The organism is Streptomyces mesophilus, assembly GCF_040300965.1.
Classification (GTDB): Bacteria; Actinomycetota; Actinomycetes; order Streptomycetales; family Streptomycetaceae; genus Streptomyces; species Streptomyces mesophilus_A.
Window position 1 is genome coordinate 26,769 of the sequence record NZ_JBEPEW010000028.1, and the last position, 16,083, is coordinate 42,851.

General features: G+C 69.6%; 16 protein-coding genes. 7 read left to right on the plus strand and 9 right to left on the minus strand.

Annotated elements, in window-relative coordinates; genetic code table 11:
- Window position 1 precedes the first annotated feature (1 nt).
- The 3 genes from ABT367_RS13225 to ABT367_RS13235 form a co-directional block, all read right to left on the minus strand.
- Window positions 2–745: a GvpL/GvpF family gas vesicle protein gene (locus tag ABT367_RS13225; RefSeq protein WP_352252651.1), complete on the minus strand. Its 744-nt coding sequence runs from the start codon at window positions 743–745 to the stop codon at window positions 2–4.
- The gene (locus tag ABT367_RS13230; protein WP_352252652.1) at window positions 742–1,194 is read right to left on the minus strand and encodes a gas vesicle structural protein GvpA; all 453 of its coding nucleotides are present in this window, start codon (window positions 1,192–1,194) and stop codon (window positions 742–744) included. The genes ABT367_RS13225 and ABT367_RS13230 overlap by 4 nt, the downstream gene beginning before the upstream one ends.
- Before the next feature lie 199 nt (window positions 1,195–1,393).
- A complete protein-coding gene (locus tag ABT367_RS13235; protein ID WP_352252654.1) occupies window positions 1,394–2,914 on the minus strand; it encodes a catalase in 1,521 nt (506 codons plus the stop codon).
- 222 nt (window positions 2,915–3,136) lie between these two features.
- On the opposite strand from ABT367_RS13235, the gene ABT367_RS13240 reads away from it, so the two are divergent.
- Together ABT367_RS13240 and ABT367_RS13245 are read left to right on the plus strand one after the other, a co-directional pair.
- Window positions 3,137–3,664, plus strand: a complete 528-nt coding sequence (locus ABT367_RS13240) for a hypothetical protein (protein ID WP_352252657.1) — start codon at window positions 3,137–3,139, stop codon at window positions 3,662–3,664.
- Window positions 3,665–3,785: 121 nt separating this feature from the next.
- Complete coding sequence (locus tag ABT367_RS13245) at window positions 3,786–4,178, plus strand: VOC family protein (RefSeq protein WP_352252660.1); 393 nt, start codon at window positions 3,786–3,788, stop codon at window positions 4,176–4,178.
- A 67-nt stretch (window positions 4,179–4,245) separates the two neighbouring features.
- On the opposite strand, the gene acnA is transcribed toward ABT367_RS13245, so the two are convergent.
- The 3 genes from acnA to ABT367_RS13260 form a co-directional block, all read right to left on the minus strand.
- Window positions 4,246–6,960, minus strand: a complete 2,715-nt coding sequence (acnA, locus tag ABT367_RS13250) for an aconitate hydratase AcnA (protein ID WP_352252662.1) — start codon at window positions 6,958–6,960, stop codon at window positions 4,246–4,248.
- A gap of 208 nt (window positions 6,961–7,168) precedes the next feature.
- Window positions 7,169–8,419, minus strand: coding sequence for a MalY/PatB family protein (locus ABT367_RS13255; protein ID WP_352252664.1), 1,251 nt, complete (start codon window positions 8,417–8,419; stop codon window positions 7,169–7,171).
- 31 nt (window positions 8,420–8,450) lie between these two features.
- The gene (locus tag ABT367_RS13260; RefSeq protein WP_352252666.1) at window positions 8,451–9,968 is read right to left on the minus strand and encodes a hypothetical protein; all 1,518 of its coding nucleotides are present in this window, start codon (window positions 9,966–9,968) and stop codon (window positions 8,451–8,453) included.
- 73 nt (window positions 9,969–10,041) lie between these two features.
- On the opposite strand from ABT367_RS13260, the gene ABT367_RS13265 reads away from it, so the two are divergent.
- The 3 genes from ABT367_RS13265 (at window position 10,042) to ABT367_RS13275 (ending at window position 12,319) form a co-directional block, all read left to right on the plus strand.
- The gene (locus ABT367_RS13265; RefSeq protein ID WP_352252667.1) at window positions 10,042–10,392 is read left to right on the plus strand and encodes a VOC family protein; all 351 of its coding nucleotides are present in this window, start codon (window positions 10,042–10,044) and stop codon (window positions 10,390–10,392) included.
- Between the two features lie 100 nt (window positions 10,393–10,492).
- The gene (locus tag ABT367_RS13270; protein ID WP_165333836.1) at window positions 10,493–10,720 is read left to right on the plus strand and encodes a DUF4236 domain-containing protein; all 228 of its coding nucleotides are present in this window, start codon (window positions 10,493–10,495) and stop codon (window positions 10,718–10,720) included.
- 69 nt (window positions 10,721–10,789) lie between these two features.
- On the plus strand, window positions 10,790–12,319 hold the full coding sequence (locus ABT367_RS13275; protein ID WP_352252669.1) for a helix-turn-helix domain-containing protein: 1,530 nt from the start codon (window positions 10,790–10,792) through the stop codon (window positions 12,317–12,319).
- On the opposite strand, the gene ABT367_RS13280 is transcribed toward ABT367_RS13275, so the two are convergent.
- Complete coding sequence (locus ABT367_RS13280) at window positions 12,316–12,870, minus strand: hypothetical protein (RefSeq protein WP_352252671.1); 555 nt, start codon at window positions 12,868–12,870, stop codon at window positions 12,316–12,318. The two genes, ABT367_RS13275 and ABT367_RS13280, sit on opposite strands and share 4 nt — an antisense overlap.
- A gap of 153 nt (window positions 12,871–13,023) precedes the next feature.
- On the opposite strand from ABT367_RS13280, the gene ABT367_RS13285 reads away from it, so the two are divergent.
- Both ABT367_RS13285 and ABT367_RS13290 read left to right on the plus strand, forming a co-directional pair.
- Window positions 13,024–13,536, plus strand: coding sequence for a SigE family RNA polymerase sigma factor (locus ABT367_RS13285; protein ID WP_352252673.1), 513 nt, complete (start codon window positions 13,024–13,026; stop codon window positions 13,534–13,536).
- A gap of 16 nt (window positions 13,537–13,552) precedes the next feature.
- Window positions 13,553–14,467 carry a hypothetical protein gene (locus tag ABT367_RS13290; protein ID WP_352252675.1) on the plus strand — a complete coding sequence of 305 codons (915 nt, stop codon included), beginning with the start codon at window positions 13,553–13,555 and terminating at the stop codon, window positions 14,465–14,467.
- On the opposite strand, the gene ABT367_RS13295 is transcribed toward ABT367_RS13290, so the two are convergent.
- Both ABT367_RS13295 and ABT367_RS13300 read right to left on the minus strand, forming a co-directional pair.
- Entirely contained in the window at window positions 14,464–14,862 is a 399-nt protein-coding gene (locus tag ABT367_RS13295; protein WP_352252681.1) for a RidA family protein, read from the minus strand. The genes ABT367_RS13290 and ABT367_RS13295 overlap by 4 nt on opposite strands.
- The gene (locus tag ABT367_RS13300; protein ID WP_352252683.1) at window positions 14,859–16,031 is read right to left on the minus strand and encodes an acyl-CoA dehydrogenase family protein; all 1,173 of its coding nucleotides are present in this window, start codon (window positions 16,029–16,031) and stop codon (window positions 14,859–14,861) included. Before ABT367_RS13300 ends, ABT367_RS13295 begins: the two co-directional genes overlap by 4 nt.
- Between the last annotated feature and the right edge of the window lie 52 nt (window positions 16,032–16,083).

The window sequence follows — 16,083 nt, forward strand, 5'->3', positions numbered from 1 at the left end:
CTCATCCCCCGGCCGCGGTCGCCAACCCCTGGTCCACGAAGCTGTACGGCGGCAGCGGTCCGTTGACGCGGAAGACCAGGTGGGGGTGTGACTGGCGCAGCTCCTCGACCGCGTTGAGCAGGTCCGCCGCCGAGTCGCGGTGCACGAGGAAGGACAGGTTGCCGATCCAGCCCGTGCTCTGCGGCGCTTCGCTGAGGGCGTCGGCCCTCGGCTCGAGCGCCTCGCGCACCAGGGCGGCGTCCGTCGCCTCGCGTGCCTGTACCGCCGCGGCGACCCTCTCGCCCAGGCGCATCTTGTCCTCGTGACTGCCGCCGCCCGCCTTGCGGTTGCTCTCCACCAGGGCGCGCAGACCGTCGTCCTGTCCCACCACGAGCCGCAGTACGGCGTCCTCGTCGTGCTGGACCTTCACGTTGTACTCGGCGCGGTCGCACAGCGCCCGCAGACGTTCCTTGTAGTGCTCCGCGTGCTGCTCCAGAGCGGCGGCCACCGCGCTGTCGTCCTCGGCCACGCTGCCGAAACGCATCGGCAGCACCGTGCCACCGGCGCCCGCCTCGGACAGGACGTGCTGATGGGCGAGGAGATCGCGGCGCTTGGGCCGCAGATCCTCGGGAGCGTCGCCGGCGAGGGCGGCGAGGCCGCCGCCGCGGACCACCCGGACCTTTCGGGCCGGGTCCCCGATGCCGTCGATGCCGTCCGGCAGGTTCGGATGCCCGGCGTCGGCGATTCCGTAGACGTACGTACTCATGCCTGCTCCTCCTCACGACGGCTGGACGAACCGCTCGACGAACGGCCGGACGAACTGCCGGACGAACGGCGCGAAGAAGCCTGCGCCTCGCCTTCCTTCCGGGCCTGGCGGAGTGCGTCCGACCCGGTCTGCGCGGCGCCTTCGAGCGCCCCCTTGGACTTGCCGCGCGCACCCGACTCCGTCGAGTCGCCCACGATCTCGGTCAGACCCGAGGGCTTCTTGCTGCCCGTCTCCAGGTCGAGCCGGTTGCACGCCTCCGCGAAGCGCAGATAGGTGTCCACACTGGCGACGACCACACGGATGTCGATCTTCAGGATCTCGATGCCGACGAGCGAGACGCGCACGAACGCGTCGATCACGAGGCCTCGGTCGAGGACCAGTTCCAGGACGTCGTAGAGACCACTGGTGCCTCCGCTGCCGCCGGCCTGCTGGGTGGTGGCGACCGTCATGGGCGTTTCCTCCCTGTCTGTTGTGCTGGGTTCCGGTGGCCTCCCGTGTGCCCTTCGCGCCACCGCCCAACCTCCTGTGTTCCGGCGATCTCGATGAGCAGTGGCTCGTGTCCCGAGCGGCCGGGCATGGCCGAGCCCCCGCCCGGGAAGTCCGGGCGGGGGCTCGATCAAGCCTCGGTCAGGCCGTGGGAGGCGCCGGTCAGGCCTTGTCCTGCATGGAGCTGCGGGCCGGATTGGCCTGCTCGGCGGCCTTGGGGTCCTTCTCGTCCGCCTTGGCGCGCACACCGTCCCTGATGCGCTCGCCGATCGACTTGTCGATGTTCGACCAGTACTCGAAGGCGCGCTGGAGGACCGGCTCGCTCACACCGTTGAGCAGATGCCCGACGACGTTGTCGACGAGGCGGTCCCGTGCGGCGTCGTCGAGGACCTCGCGCACCATGGTCCCCGGCTGGCCCCAGTCGTCGTCCTCGGGGTGCGAGACGTAGGCGGCGCGGGTGATCTCCCCGTCCGCGTGCCAGCTCGGCGGGGCGTGGCGGTCGCTGTCGGCTGCCGGTCCGCCCTTGGAGTTCGGCGCGTACACCGGGTCGGAGGCGAGCCGGTATGCCATGGCGCCGTCCTTGGTGTACGTGTGCACCTCGCTCTTGGGGGCGTTGACCGGCAGCTGCTGGTAGTTGGACCCGATGCGGTAGCGGTGCGCGTCCGCGTACGAGAACAGCCGCGCGAGCAGCATCCGGTCGGGGCTCGGCCCGATACCGGGGACGAAGTTGTTCGGCTGGAACGCCGCCTGCTCGATCTGGGCGTGGTTGTCCGTGGGATTGCGGTCGAGCGTCATCCGCCCGACCTCGATCAGCGGGTAGTCGCCGTGCGGCCAGACCTTGGTCAGGTCGAACGGGTTGAACCGGTACGAGGCAGCCTCGTCGTACGGCATGACCTGCACGTACAGCGTCCAGCTCGGGAACTCCCCGTCGCGGATGTGCTCGAAGAGATCACGCGTGTGGTAATCCGTGTCGGCCGCGGCCATCTGGTCGGCTTCGTGCTGCGTGAAGAATTCGATGCCCTGGTCGGTCTTGAAGTGGTACTTCACCCAGAAGCGCTCGCCCTGCGCATTGATCCACATATACGTGTGGGAGGTGTAGCCATTCATGTGGCGCCAGGTGCGCGGGATACCGCGGTCGCCCATCAGCCAGGTGACCTGGTGGGCCGATTCGGGCGAGAGGGTCCAGAAGTCCCACTGCATGTCGTGGTCGCGGAGGTTGTTGTCCGCCCTGCGTTTCTGGGACCGGATGAAGTGCTGGAATTTCATCGGGTCCTTCACGAAGAACACCGGGGTGTTGTTCCCCACCATGTCGTAATTGCCTTCGGTGGTGTAGAACTTCACCGCGAATCCGCGCGGGTCGCGCCAGGTGTCCGGGCTGCCGCGCTCGCCGGCGACGGTGGAGAAGCGGATGACCAGTTCGGTTCGTGTGCCGGGCTGGAATACAGCGGCCTTCGTGTACGCGCTCACGTCCGCGGTCACCTCGAAGTGGCCGAATGCGCCACTGCCCTTGGCGTGCGGCTGCCGTTCGGGGATCCGCTCCCGGTTGAACTGCGCCATCTGCTCGATCAGATACGAGTCCTGCAGCAGGATCGGTCCCCCGGCGCCGACCGTCAGCGAATGTTCATCGCTCTCGACCGGGGCTCCGGAGTCCGTGGTGGTCGCCTTGCCGGTGAGGTCGGTCATTTCGGGGGCTCCTTGTCCTCGCACGGGTGGTCCGTGGCCCTTGCACGGGTTGTCCCTGGCCCTTGGACGGGTCGTCCGTGGCACGGCCACGACGCGTCGTGTGCCCGTAAGCCACCCGAAAAATCATCGCGCCACCGAGCGATACCCGCCATTTCTCGGCCGGCCCCGGCCCCACCCGCGCACCCCCTTGCCGTGCGCGGCGGCCGGTGCAACTTTGATTACATGCTTACAGCCGAACAGCAGGAGAAAGTGCGCGGCTGGTTCGCCGGCCGTATCCCCCAAGGGCTCTTCGACGGTCCGCCCGAAGTCACCGTGGACCGCGAGGAGATCACTGTCATCGGGCGGATCCCCGAGCCCGCCGTGGACGAGAAGGCCTCCGCCGCCGAGAGGGCCGCGGCGGTCGAGGGCCGTATCCAGGAGTTCCGCGAGCGCACCAGGGACGAGCGCATCGGCGTCGCCCAGGAAGCCGAGCACCGCTTCCGCAAGAAGGTCTCCTGGGGCGTGCGCTGCGGGGACGAGAAGGCCCTGTTCACGCATGTCTCCGCCCCCGTGATGACCCGCCTTCGCCAGCCCGAGCGCCAGGTGCTGGACACCCTGGTCGCGGGCGGTGTGGCGCGCAGCCGCAGTGAGGCGCTCGCGTGGTGCGTACGCCTGGTGCAGCGCCATGCCGACGACTGGCTGACCGAGCTCCAGGACTCCCTGGAGACGGTGCGCAGGGTGCGCGCGCAGGGTCCCGACGCCGCCGGGTGAAGGGGAAAACGCCTCGACAGATCTCCGCGGGCCCGCCTACGATCTTGGGCAGCATCGCGTGCCGGTCACCGACCGGGTGAGGCATGGAGGTGCCGGAGATTGCCTGTGGAGGCATTCACCCGTGTCAGTTCAGTTCAACCACACCATCATCGCGTCCAAGGACGCACGAGAGTCCGCCGAGTTCTTCGCGGAGCTGCTGGATCTCGAAGTAGGCGCCCCCTGGGGGCCGTTCATCCCCGTCGTGCTCGACAACGGGGTGACGCTCGACTTCGCCACCGCGCCGGACGGCAACACCCCGCTGCAGCACTACGCCTTCCTCGTATCGGAAGACGTCTTCGACGCCGCGTACAAGAAGATCGCGGATCGCCGCATCGAGCACTGGGCGGACCCGCACCGACGGCATCCGGGCGAGTACAACACCAACGACGGGGGCAAGGGCGTGTACTTCCTCGACCCGTCGGGGCACGCGATGGAGATCCTGACCGTCCCCTATGGCGGCTGGCCCAAGGCCTGACCTCGCACAACGCAAGGGCCGCACTCCTCGTGACGAGGAGTGCGGCCCTTGTGCCGTACCGGAGCCCTTACTTGCGGATCAGGCTGCGCAGCACGTACTGCATGATGCCGCCGTTGCGGTAGTAGTCCGCCTCACCGGGGGTGTCGATGCGGACGACCGCGTCGAACTCCACACCGGTGTCGGTGGTGACCTTGACCGTGCGCGGCGTGGTGCCGTTGTTGAGCTCCTCGACGCCGGTGAAGGAGAAGGTCTCCTCGCCGGTCAGGCCGAGGGACTCGGCCGAGGCGCCCTCCGGGTACTGCAGCGGCAGGACGCCCATGCCGATGAGGTTCGAGCGGTGGATGCGCTCGTACGACTCGGCGATGACGGCCTTGACGCCGAGCAGCGCGGTGCCCTTGGCGGCCCAGTCACGGGACGAGCCCGAGCCGTACTCCTTGCCCGCGAGCACGACGAGCGGGATGCCCTGCTCGATGTAGTTGCGCGAGGCGTCGTAGATGAACGACACCGGGCCGTCCGCCTGGGTGAAGTCGCGGGTGAAGCCGCCCTCGGTGCCCGGCGCGATCTGGTTGCGCAGGCGGATGTTGGCGAACGTGCCGCGGATCATGACCTCGTGGTTACCACGGCGCGAGCCGTAGGAGTTGAAGTCACGACGCTCCACACCGTGCTCGGTGAGGTACTTGCCGGCCGGGGTGTCGGCCTTGATCGCACCGGCCGGGGAGATGTGGTCGGTGGTGACCGAGTCGCCCAGCTTGGCGAGCACGCGGGCGCCCGAGATGTCGGAGACCGGGGTGGTCTCCATCGTCATGCCCTCGAAGTAAGGGGGCTTGCGGACGTAGGTGGACTCGCTGTCCCACTCGAAGGTGTTGCCGGTCGGGATCGGCAGCGCCTGCCACTGGGCGTCGCCCGCGAAGACGTCCTGGTAGGACTTGTTGAACATGTCCTCGCCGATGGCGTTCGCCACGACGTCGTTGACCTCGGCCTCGGTGGGCCAGATGTCGGCCAGGTAGACCGGCTTGCCGTCCTGGTCGATGCCGAGCGCCTCGGTGGTGATGTCCACCTTCATCGAACCCGCGAGGGCGTACGCGACGACCAGCGGCGGGGACGCCAGGTAGTTCATCTTGACGTCGGGGTTGATCCGGCCCTCGAAGTTGCGGTTGCCGGAGAGCACCGAAGTCACGGCCAGGTCATGGTCGTTGACGGCCTTCGAGACCTCCTCGGGCAGCGGGCCCGAGTTGCCGATGCAGGTGGTGCAGCCGTAGCCGACCAGGTTGAAGCCGACCTTGTCGAGGTAGGGGGTGAGCCCCGCCTTGTCGAAGTAGTCGGTGACGACCTTGGAACCCGGGGCGAGCGTGGTCTTGACCCACGGCTTGCGGGTCAGGCCCTTCTCGACGGCCTTCTTCGCGACGAGCGCGGCGGCGACCATCACGTACGGGTTCGAGGTGTTGGTGCAGGAGGTGATCGCGGCGACGGTGACGGCGCCGTGGTCGATCTGATACGTCGATCCGTCGGGGGCGGTCACGGTGACCGGGTTCGTCGGGATGCCGTTGGTGTGCGCCGGGGCGTCGGAGGCCGGGAAGGACTCCTTGCCCGCCTCCTCGTCGTCGGCCACGTAGTTGCGTACGTCGACGGCGAACTGCTCGGCGGCGTTCGCGAGGACGATGCGGTCCTGCGGGCGCTTCGGACCGGCGATGGAGGGGACGACCGTGGAGAGGTCGAGCTCCAGCTTCTCGGAGAAGTCCGGCTCGGCGGCCGGGTCCAGCCAGAGGCCCTGCTCCTTGGCGTACGCCTCGACGAGCGCCAGCTGCTGGGCGTCGCGGCCCGTCAGCTTCAGGTACTTGATGGTCTCGTCGTCGATCGGGAAGATCGCGGCGGTGGAGCCGAACTCCGGCGACATGTTGCCGATGGTGGCGCGGTTCGCGAGCGAGGTGGCGGCGACGCCCTCACCGTAGAACTCGACGAACTTGCCGACGACACCGTGCTTGCGCAGCATCTCGGTGATCGTGAGCACGAGGTCCGTGGCGGTGGTGCCCGGCTTCAGCTCACCCGTCAGCTTGAAGCCGACGACGCGCGGGATGAGCATCGAGACCGGCTGGCCCAGCATCGCGGCCTCGGCCTCGATACCGCCGACGCCCCAGCCCAGGACGCCCAGGCCGTTGACCATCGTGGTGTGCGAGTCGGTGCCGACGAGGGTGTCGGGGTACGCCTGGCCGTTGCGGACCATGACCGTACGGGCCAGGTGCTCGATGTTGACCTGGTGCACGATGCCGGTGCCCGGCGGGACGACCTTGAAGTCGTCGAACGCGGTCTGGCCCCAGCGCAGGAACTGGTAGCGCTCCTTGTTGCGGCCGTACTCCAGCTCCACGTTCTGGCCGAAGGCCTCCGCGGTGCCGAACTTGTCGGCGATGACGGAGTGGTCGATGACCAGCTCGGCCGGGGAGAGCGGGTTGACCTTCGCCGGGTCGCCGCCGAGCTCCTTGACGGCCTCACGCATGGTGGCGAGGTCCACGACACAGGGCACACCGGTGAAGTCCTGCATGATCACGCGGGCGGGCGTGAACTGGATCTCCTGGCTCGGCTGAGCCTGAGAGTCCCAGTTGCCGAGGGCGCGGATGTGGTCGGCGGTGATGTTCGCGCCGTCCTCGGTACGGAGCAGGTTCTCCAGGAGAACCTTGAGGCTGTAGGGAAGGCGTGCGGCGCCCTCGACCTTGTCCAGCCGGAAGATCTCGTAGGACTCGTCACCCACGCTCAGCGTGCTGCGGGCGTCGAAGCTGTTCGCCGACACGACAGTCTCCTTCATATATGTGCGCGTTCCACCGCATCCTGCCGTCACGCCCCCTGGGCGATCCGCTAAGGTAAGGCTTAGTTAGGGTCGCCTTACCCGCCGGACCGACACCGGCGTGCGGCCGCGGTGCGCCTCGGCAGATATCTCGATGTCGAGATAACTCTAGTACATCACCGGAGCCTGGTCATGCCCCGGCCTGTTGCGCTGGTCACGTACGGGTGCCCGCAAGTGCGTTCCCCATCCTGGTCAGGGCCTCGCGGAGCACCGCCGGTGAGGTGGCGAAGTTGAGGCGTACGCAGCCGGCGCCGCCGGTGCCGAAGACATGGCCCGAGCTGAGGGCGACCCGTGCGCGGTCGAGGAACATCCTGGCGGGTCCGGCCAGTTCGGAGACGATGCCGGGGCCGTCGAGCGGGTGCTCGTCGTGGAGCCCCAGCGCGGTGCAGTCGAGCCAGGCGAGGTAGGTGCCCTCGGGCCTGAGGTGGCGAACGCCTGGCAGGTGTTCCGCCACCAAGTTTCCCAGCAGAGTCCGGTTGGCGTCGAGTCCGGCGATGAGCTCGTCGAGCCAGCCGGCGCCCTTCTCGTACGCGGCGGTGTGGGCGATGACGCCGAGGTGGCTGGGCCCGTGGCTCACCTCCTCGGGCAGGCGGCGCAGGTCGTCGGCGGCTTCGGGGCCCGCGATGGCGAGGGCCGCTTTGAGTCCGGAGAGGTTCCACGCCTTGGACGCCGACATGAGCGCGAAGGCGTTCTCGGAGCCCGGCACGCTCAGATACGGCGTGAAGACGGCGCCGGGCAGGACCAGCGGTGCGTGGATCTCGTCCGAGACCACGCGGACACCGTGCCGGCGGGCCAGCTCGGCGACCGTCTCCAGTTCGGTACGGGTGTGTACGGCGCCGGTCGGGTTGTGCGGGTTGCTCATGAGGAAGGCGGCGGCCCGGCCGCCGCTGCGGGCCCGTATGAACGCGTCCTCCAGGGCGGCGGGATCGATCCGGCCGTCGGGGCCGAGGGGCGCCTCGACGATCTCGCGGGCGTCGTGGCCGACGAACGCGTAGAAGGGCGGATACACCGGCGAGCACACCACAACCGCGTCCCCGGGCCGGGTGATCAGCCGGAGCACCTCCACGATGCCCAGCATCACATCGGGCACGATCGCCGTGCGCTCGACGGCGAGACCGTGCCACTGCCACCGCTCGGCGGCGAAGCCGGCCAGGGCCCGTGCGTATCCGTCGCCGTGGGCGTAACCGGTGTCGCCGAGGTCGATCGTGGCGCGCAGCGCGTCCGCGACCGCCGGGGCGAGAGGCACATCCATCTCGGCCACCCACAGCGGCAGGACGTCCTCGGGGTACGTCCGCCATTTCACGCTGGTGCGGCGGCGGAGCTGGTCGAGGGTCAGCTGGACGAGGGGGTCGGTGCGCGGTGCGTCGGGGGCGGGGTGCGTCTCGGAAGCCTGGTGGGTCGCCATCGCGCCAGAACATCCGAAGCCTCCGCGGAGGTCAACGGGTCGGACCGGTCCGGATGAGCTGTGCCCGCAGGCTCTCGGCCGCACCGCGCACCTCGTCGGCCTGCGCCGTGTACCCGCCGTCCGCCAGGGCCTGCGCCAGGTCGTCGTGCTCGCGCACGATGAACCGGCCCAGATTCACCCGCTGCCACCACGCGAGGCTGTCGTCGCCGGGTGCGTCCACAGTGGTGCGCAGGGCGAGCAGGGTGCGTGCGGCCGGTTCGAGGTGTCCTGCTCTGCGTTCGAGTCCGGCGAGGTCCCGGAGAGCGGAGACGCGGTCCCACGCGGTCTCCTGCAGCGCGACGTACAGGCGCTGGGCGCGCAGGGCCTGGGGCAGATCGCCGAGGCGGTCGAAGTCGCGCGCCAGGGAGCCGAGCGGAGCAGGGTTCAGCTTGCCGGGGTTGCGGGGGTCCCGCAGCAGGCTCTGGTTGAGCTCGATCTCGTCGAGGCGGCGGATGAGAGGGACTCGTGCGAACTCGGTGAGGCCCTGGTCGGCCGCCAGGTCGGTCCATGTCTCGAGGGGTTCGTCGGACGGGTCGGTCCCGAACATCGCCTCGTCCATCTCCCGCGCCCACTCCCGCAGCGCGGACCCGTCGGACCCGTCGGACCCGTCGGACCCGTCGGCCCCGTCAGCCCCCAGGTCCCGTATCTCACTCAGCCCGCACGCCGTGTCGAAGTCCGTCTCGCGTATCTCGTCGAGCAGCGCCAGGTCCTCTGCCTGCCCCTGCAACCCGATGAGTACGGCAGCGAGCCTGAGCTCGTCCGTCATCGACGACTCGGCCTCGTGGCGAATCAGCTTGCGCAGTACGGGGAGGTCCTCGTCCGCACGGTCGAACTGGGCGGCCCGCAGGGCGAGTCGGCGCTGTACGGGATCCTGCGCCATGGCCTGCCACGCCTGGTCGTCGCCGCCGCGCAGTGCGGCGAGGCCGGCGCGGCCGGCGGCGAGTACCGGCTCCCACAGCGGCGGACGCGGGTGACGGTCGAGGAGGTCGTACGCGCGGCCCTCTTCCGCGTTGAGCAGCACGAAGTCCGGCTCGGTACGCAGCAGTGCGGCGTACAGCAGGCCGATGAGTTCCGCCGGGGAACGGTCGGGGAAGCCCAGGGCTGCGCGGAGTTCGGTGCGCTCTTCGTCGATGCCGTAGCACTCGCGGAGCTCGTCCTCCGTCTCCGTGACGGCGGCGCGCAGGGCCTCCTCCCCGTCCTGGGGCGACAGTGCGAGACAACTCCCCCAGCCGGGCAGGCCGGTCAGGATGTCCAGCGCCTCGTCGACGGTGGACCCGATGATCCCGGCCTCGCCCTCCGAGGACGCGTACAGGACGGACCCGTCGGCGCACCGGAAGAACGTGCCGCCGGTGTCGTCCCCGGCCAGCACCTCGAGCGCGCCGCCCGAGGCGAGCCGCACCTCCTCGACATGGCCGTGCGCGGCCCGTTCCAGGTCGAAGGTGAAGGGGAAGGCGGCGAGGGCGGCCAGTCGGGGGTCCCGGCGCAGCAGACGGAGGGCTTGATCGGTCACGGCGGCGACCGTAACAGGGCGCCGTGACCGCCCCTCGGTTGCACCCTCGTCCGGCCGACCGGACGATTCCCCTATGTTCAGTGGCGCGCATGTGATCCTCTACAGCCCGGACGCCGACGCCGACCGGGCCTTCATCAAGGACGTCCTCGGCTTCGCGCATGTGGACGCGGGCCACGGCTGGCTGATCTTCAAGTTGCCGCCGGCGGAGGTCGCGGTCCATCCGACGGACGACGAGCCGAAGCACGAGTTCTATCTGATGTGCGAAGACCTCGACGCCGTACGAGAAGAGCTCGCCCGGCACGGACTCGACTTCAGCCGGCCCGTCAGCGACCAGGGGTGGGGGCGGCTGACCGGGGTGCGGATGCCGAGCGGGGCCGAACTTCCGCTGTACCAGCCGCTGCATCCGGTGGCGCACAGCCTTTGAGCACACCGCTCGCGGCGGCGGCGCGAACCGCGGTGTGCGCGTCTGAGGTCCTTCGGCGCGGGTACTCGCAAGCGCGGTACCCCACCGTCAGGAGACAGGTATGCCTCTCACGTTCCGCAAGAGTTTCCGGATCCTTCCGGGCGTCACACTGAACATCAACCGCCGCTCCTGGTCGATCACGACCGGCGGCCGGCACGGACCGCGCCGAACTCACAGCAGTACGGGCCGGCGCACCACCTCGATGGATCTGCCGGGACCTTTCGGCTGGCGGCGAACCGAGCATTCCGGACGAACCCGTCGCAACCGGCGCCACTGGATGGGCAGGTGACGACGCCCGGCCACCCGGACGGACGTGCTCCGTTTCCCCTCTATCTCACATCCGGTATACGGTCGCGCCATGGCAGACGACTACCTCGTACGCATCGGCAAGCTCATCCGTGACGCCCGGCAACACCGGGGCTGGACACAGTCGCAGCTCGCCGAGGCACTCGGTACCAGCCAGAGCGCCGTCAACCGCATCGAACGCGGCAACCAGAACATCAGCCTTGAGATGATCGCCCGAATCGGTGAAGCCCTCGACAGCGAGATCGTGTCGCTGGGCTACTCGGGGCCGATGCACCTCAGGGTCGTCGGCGGGCGCCGGCTGTCCGGCTCGATCGACGTCAAGACGAGCAAGAACGCATGCGTGGCGCTCCTTTGCGCCTCGCTGCTCAACAAGGGCCGCACCGTGCTGCGCAGGGTCGCACGGATCGAGGAGGTCTACCGCCTCCTCGAGGTCCTGAACTCCATCGGAGTCCGCGCCCGTTGGATCAACGACGGCAAGGACCTCGAGATCGTCCCGCCGGCCACGATCGACATGGACGCGATCGACTCGGCGGCGGCCATCCGCACCCGCTCGATCATCATGTTCCTCGGCCCGCTGCTGCACCGCATGGACCGCTTCAAGCTGCCGTACGCGGGCGGTTGCGACCTCGGTACGCGCACGATCGAGCCGCACATGATCGCGCTGCGCCGCTTCGGTCTGGACATCGCGGCGACCGACGGCATCTACCACGCGACGGTCGACCACTCGATCAAGCCGGACCGGCCGATCGTGCTGACCGAGCGCGGCGACACCGTGACCGAGAACGCGCTGCTCGCGGCCGCCCGCCACGACGGCGTGACCGTGATCCGCAACGCCTCGTCCAACTACATGGTCCAGGACCTGTGCTTCTTCCTGGAGGCGCTCGGCGTCAAGGTCGAGGGCATCGGCACCACCACGCTCACCGTGCACGGCGTCGCGAACATCGACGTCGACGTGGACTACTCGCCCTCCGAGGACCCGGTCGAGGCGATGAGCCTGGTGGCCGCGGCCGTCGTGACCGAGTCCGAGCTCACCATCCGCCGTGTGCCGATCGAGTTCATGGAGATCGAGCTCGCGGTCCTCGAGGAGATGGGTCTCGACCACGACCGCTCGGCGGAGTACGCGGCGGACAACGGCCGTACGCGCCTGGTGGACCTGACCGTGCGGCCCTCGAAGCTCGAGGCGCCGATCGACAAGATCCACCCGATGCCGTTCCCGGGTCTGAACATCGACAACGTCCCGTTCTTCGCGGCGATCGCGGCGGCGGCCCAGGGCAAGACCCTGATCCACGACTGGGTCTACGACAACCGCGCGATCTACCTCACGGACCTCAACCGCCTCGGCGGCCGGCTCCAGCTGCTGGACCCGCACCGCGTCCTGGTCGAGGGCCCGACCCGCTGGCGCGCGGCCGAGATGATGTGCCCGCCCGCGCTGCGTCCGGCGGTCGTCGTGCTGCTCGCGATGATGGCGGCGGACGGCACGTCGGTGCTGCGCAACGTGTACGTGATCAACCGGGGTTACGAGGACCTCGCCGAGCGCCTCAACTCGGTGGGCGCTCAGATCGAGACCTTCAGGGACATCTAGTCGCTTCGGTTGCCTGAGTGTGTGAAGGCCCTCGCGTCGGGAGACCGGCCGAGGGCCTTCTCCATGTGGTCGAGGCGCCTCAGCGTGTGGTGGCGCATCCAGAAGAGCCAGGCGGTGAAGGCGGTGCCGCACAGCAGCGCGATCAGGGCCGCGGGCCACCGGCCGGCCGAGGCGTACGCCACCGGGATCAGGGCGAGGATGCCCAGAAACCCGTAGAGCGCCCAGGGACGCGTGCCCATCTCCTGGCGCCGGCGGGCGACGAGACCGCGCATCACGTCCCGCTCATGCGGGTCCTCGGGGATGCGGCCCTTCCACAACTGCCGTTCGGCCAGCCGAAGTTCCTCGCTGTCGACCCGCAGCGCGGACAGGACCGAGCGGCGGCGCAGCAGGAACACCGCGGCGACTCCCCCGGTGATCAGTGCGCCGCGCAGTAGCCACAAGGCCACCGGCTCATCCGGATCCGCCCACCGGAAGACACCCGCCACCAGGACGAACGAGACGGCGATCTGCGCGATCGGGCTCCGGTCGAAGCGACGCTTCAGGCCGCGCATGGCAGTCAGCTCCCTTCCCTGTCGAGACCGTGTTCCTTCCGGGTACCCAGGCCCCCTGTCGCACGCCTCGCCCAGGGCAGTGACAGGATCCGTCGCCCGGCGCGTCTCAAGGGTGAGCATGAAGCGACAGCGGCGCCGAGGGGGAGGCAGCGGGTGGGCAGACATGAGGAACGGCACGAGGAGTTCCGGGAGTTCGCGGCGACGCGCGGCGCCCGGCTCTTCCGCACCGCGCTGCTCCTGACCGGCGGCGACTGGCACGCGGCCGAGGATCTGGTGCAGACCGCGCTCGGCAAGGCGTACGCCTCCTGGAGCAAAGTGCGGCGGGCCGACAACCGGGACGCCTATGTGCGTTCCGTACTGGTGCGGACGCATCTGACGCAGCGGCGCCTCAAGTCGAGCGGCGAACGGCCGGCGTCCGAGCTGCCCGAGGGCGCGTACGGCGACGGGGACCCGGCGCTGCGGGTGGCGCTGCTGCAGGCACTGGCCCAACTGCCGCCCAGGGACCGGGCGGTGCTCGTCCTTCGGTACTGGGAGGACCGCAGCGTGGAGCAGACGGCGGCGGAGCTGGGGCTGCGCGCCGGGACCGTACGCAATCGCTCGATGTCGGCGCTGGCGAAACTGCGCGACCTGCTGGACGGCGACCGCGAGTCGCTCACCACGATCTGACGAGGGGGTACGAGAGATGGTTCGGCTGGACGAGCAGGAACTGACGCGGGTGATGGGCGAGGCGGTGGGCGGGGTGCGCCCCGCCACGCATGAGCTGGTGGAGGGGGCGACTCGGCGGGGCCGGCGGCTGAAGGCCCGGCGACGGGTCGCGTACAGCGCTGCGGCGTGCGTCTTGGCGGGAGTGGTGGCCGGGACGTCGCTGCTCGGGTCACCACCGGTGTCCGGGGACGGGATGCGGACGTTGCCGGGGATGACGGACGGGGGGCCGGGCGAGGTGGTGTTCCCTGACTTCTCCCGGTTGCCCGACTCTCCGGAAGTACCTCCTGGCAAGGAGCCGTTGACCGCTCGGGCGCTGGCCATGACGCTGGACCAACTGCTGCCTCAGAACTCCGAGAACGCTGGGTATTCGGCCCAGATCGCAACCAACGCAGATGAGGGAAAGGCCGGAACCGGGCCCTTCGACGGCATCGTGCTCAGGCAAGTGGAACCACGGACGGCCGGGCCCGGGGTGGGAATCAGAGTGCATTCCGAATTCCACCGCACGACAGACATGGAGACCCTCTTCTCCTGCAAGGCGGGCATGGACAAGCGCACCTACGTCTACGCAGTCCGGACGGAAACCAAGTCCTGCGGGGTCCGCAACCTCGATGACGGCTCCGTACTCATGTTGCTCGAAAGCGCGCCCGGTTCGAGGGCCCAACATGCCGCCTGGCGCCTGCGACCCGACGGCCTGCTCATCATCAGCCAGTCGACCGGCATGGGCTCCGCCGAGCCTCCTCACTCCCTCGCGGAGATGGAACAGATCGTCTCCAGTGACCAGTGGCAGGTCTACGTCGACCCCGAGGTCAACGAGCGCGCCAACCAACTCGAGCCGTTCCACGAGATACGTGGTGAAGTAGCTCCGAGACTGGCCCGCACGGAGACCGACTAGCCCACCGCCGCCACCCCGTCCAGCTCGACGAGGCACTCCTCGTCCCAGAGCCGGACCGCACCGATCACCGCCATCGCCGGGTAATCGCGGCCCGCCAACCTCCGCCAGATACGGCCGAGTTCGGGCGCACGCTCCCGATAGTCGGCCACATCCGTGGCGTACACCGTGACGCGGGCGAGGTCCTTCGGGGTTCCGCCCGCGGCCGCGAGGGCCGTCAGGAGGTTGGTGAGGGCCTGCTCGAACTGTTCCACCAGCGTCGCGCCGACGACCTTGCCGTCGACGTCCAAGGCGGTCTGGCCCGCCAGGAACACCAGACGCGACCCGCTCACGGTGACCGCGTGCGAGAAGCCTGTCGCCGGCGACAGGGAAGCGGGGTTGATGCGTTCCAGGCTCATGCGGGACCGGACTCCTCGGAGGATGCGACGGACGGGGCGGACGAGGCGGACGAGGCGAGGGACTTGTACAGCTCCTTGGCGATGATCTCGCGCTGGACCTCGCTCGCACCCTCATAGATGCGCGGCGCGCGCACCTCGCGGTAGAGGTGTTCGAGCAGATGGCCGCGCTGCAGGGCGCGGGCGCCGTGCAGTTGGACGGCCGCGTCCACGACCTGCTGCGCCGTCTCCGTCGCGAGCAGCTTCGCCATCGCGGCGCGCCGCGGCACGTCCGGCTCTCCCCGGTCGTACGCGGCCGCCGCGGCGTAGACGAGCAGCCGCGCGGCCTCCGTGCGCGTGGCCAGCTCGGCCACCTGGTGTGAGACCGCCTGGAGGTCCTTCAACACCCCACCGAACGCCTGGCGTTGAGCCGTGTGCGCCACCGTCGCATCCAGCGCTGCCTGCGCCATCCCGAGCGCGAACGCGCCCACGCTCGGGCGGAAGAGGTTGAGGGTGGTCATGGCCACCCGGAAGCCTTGGTCGACGGAGCCGAGAACGTCCTCCCGGCCCACCCGCACACCGTCGAAGGCCAGCGAGCCGATGGGGTGCGGCGAGAGCATGTCGAGGGGCGAGCCGGTCAGCCCGGGCCGGTCGGCCGGCACCAGGAACGCCGTCACTCCGCGCGCACCCGCCCCCGGGGTCGTACGGGCGAAGACGGTGTAGAAGTCGGCGCCGGGCGCGTTGGAGATCCAGCATTTCGATCCGGTGAGCAGCCAGCCGTCGCCCTCGGCACGGGCCTCGAGCGAGAGCGCCCCCGCATCCGACCCCGCCCCCGGCTCGCTGAGCGCGAAGGCGGCGACCGCGCGGCCCGCCGAGACCTCGGGGAGCCAGCGGGCACGCTGGGCGTCGGTGCCGTGGGCATGGACGGGATGGGCGCCGAGACCCTGGAGGGCGAGGGCCGTCTCCGCCTCCGTGCAGCCGTACGCGAGCGACTCCCGCATCAGGCACAGCTCGAGGGAGCCGGAGGTGAACAGGCGGGAGAGCAGGCCGAGTTCACCGAGGGCGGCCACCAACGGGCGGTTCACCTCACCCGGTTCACCCGCCTCGACGAGCGGGCGCAACCGGGTGGCGGCCAGCTCCCGCAGCTCGGCACACCACTGAAGCTCCTTGGGATCCAGGGCGAATTCCGGCACGGTGGTGCTCCCTCCGACGGACGTATCGCGCAGTGTTGACTGTCGTCATCAT

Bases quoted from the DNA above. Each gene is read 5' to 3' on its own strand.
- ABT367_RS13225 (WP_352252651.1), bottom strand. From the start codon at position 745: ATGAGTACGTACGTCTACGGAATCGCCGACGCCGGGCATCCGAACCTG.
- ABT367_RS13295 (WP_352252681.1), bottom strand. From the start codon at position 14,862: ATGAGCCTGGAACGCATCAACCCCGCTTCCCTGTCGCCGGCGACAGGC.
- ABT367_RS13240 (WP_352252657.1), top strand. From the start codon at position 3,137: ATGCTTACAGCCGAACAGCAGGAGAAAGTGCGCGGCTGGTTCGCCGGC.
- ABT367_RS13280 (WP_352252671.1), bottom strand. From the start codon at position 12,870: ATGCGCGGCCTGAAGCGTCGCTTCGACCGGAGCCCGATCGCGCAGATC.
- ABT367_RS13290 (WP_352252675.1), top strand. From the start codon at position 13,553: ATGGTTCGGCTGGACGAGCAGGAACTGACGCGGGTGATGGGCGAGGCG.
- ABT367_RS13265 (WP_352252667.1), top strand. From the start codon at position 10,042: ATGTTCAGTGGCGCGCATGTGATCCTCTACAGCCCGGACGCCGACGCC.
- ABT367_RS13235 (WP_352252654.1), bottom strand. From the start codon at position 2,914: ATGACCGACCTCACCGGCAAGGCGACCACCACGGACTCCGGAGCCCCG.
- ABT367_RS13275 (WP_352252669.1), top strand. From the start codon at position 10,790: ATGGCAGACGACTACCTCGTACGCATCGGCAAGCTCATCCGTGACGCC.
- ABT367_RS13270 (WP_165333836.1), top strand. From the start codon at position 10,493: ATGCCTCTCACGTTCCGCAAGAGTTTCCGGATCCTTCCGGGCGTCACA.
- ABT367_RS13255 (WP_352252664.1), bottom strand. From the start codon at position 8,419: ATGGCGACCCACCAGGCTTCCGAGACGCACCCCGCCCCCGACGCACCG.
- ABT367_RS13230 (WP_352252652.1), bottom strand. From the start codon at position 1,194: ATGACGGTCGCCACCACCCAGCAGGCCGGCGGCAGCGGAGGCACCAGT.